We start from the raw sequence: 826 nt of genomic DNA, 5'->3' as shown, positions 1-826 counted from the left end.
CCCCTCGGCCACGCCATGGCCACCCCCGCTCCGCACGGCCCCGAGGCGGCCGGTCCGCAGGTTCCGCCCCTCGCCGCACCGCCCGTCGGCCCCGCCGCGGCCCCGGTCCCCGACCCGGCCTCGGACCCCGGCCGCTGACCGAACCGCCAACGCCCAGGCCCAGCCTCACCCCACCCCACGCACCGCTGCCCTCCACGCCCCGAAAAATTCCTGGGATTCGCCGGTAACCTTCGGCGGCTCCCAGGCGTGCCCTTAGCAGGAACGAGAAACGCGGCGCTGGAAGGACGGCGCAAGGGCACGGGGGGCACCATGTCGGCACCATCTGACTTCGACCAGTTCTACGCGGCCACGGCCAGGCGGCTCGTCGCCGCGGTCTATGCCGCGACCGGCGATCTGGCCGAGGCCGAGGACGCGGTCCAGGAGGCGTACGCGCGCGCCTGGCAGCGCTGGGACCGGCTCTCCCAGGAGGGCGATCCCACGCCCTGGGTCCGCACGGTCGCCCTTCGGCTGGCGGTCAGCTCCTGGCGCCGCGCGCGCAACCGCCTGCGCGCGCATCTGCGCCATGGACCACCCGTCGACATGCCCGAACTCGCCCCGGACCGCGTGGCCCTGATGGACGCGCTGCGCGGGCTCAAGCCCGACCAGCGCACCGTGCTCGTGCTGCACCACCTCCTCGACCTGCCCATCGAGCAGGTGGCCCGGGAGACCGGAATCTCCGAGGGCGCGGTACGCACACGGCTCAGCCGCGCCCGCCAGGCCCTCGGCCGCCGGCTCAGCGACACCCCCGAGAGCCCTGCCCTGCGCACCCTCGCCCGCCCACCCAAGG

General features: G+C 75.4%; 1 protein-coding gene. It reads left to right on the top strand.

The window, feature by feature from the left end; genetic code table 11:
• Positions 1-309: 309 nt before the first annotated feature.
• Positions 310-826, top strand: a 517-nt coding sequence (locus E4099_RS32510; protein ID WP_135342660.1) for a SigE family RNA polymerase sigma factor, incomplete at its 3' end; no start/stop codon positions are given.

The sequence above is a fragment of the Streptomyces palmae genome (genome assembly GCF_004684805.1).
GTDB classification, from domain to species: Bacteria; Actinomycetota; Actinomycetes; order Streptomycetales; family Streptomycetaceae; genus Streptomyces; species Streptomyces palmae.
The sequence above is the reverse complement of the archived record's forward strand: the minus strand, read 5'-3'. Positions and strand labels throughout refer to the sequence as shown.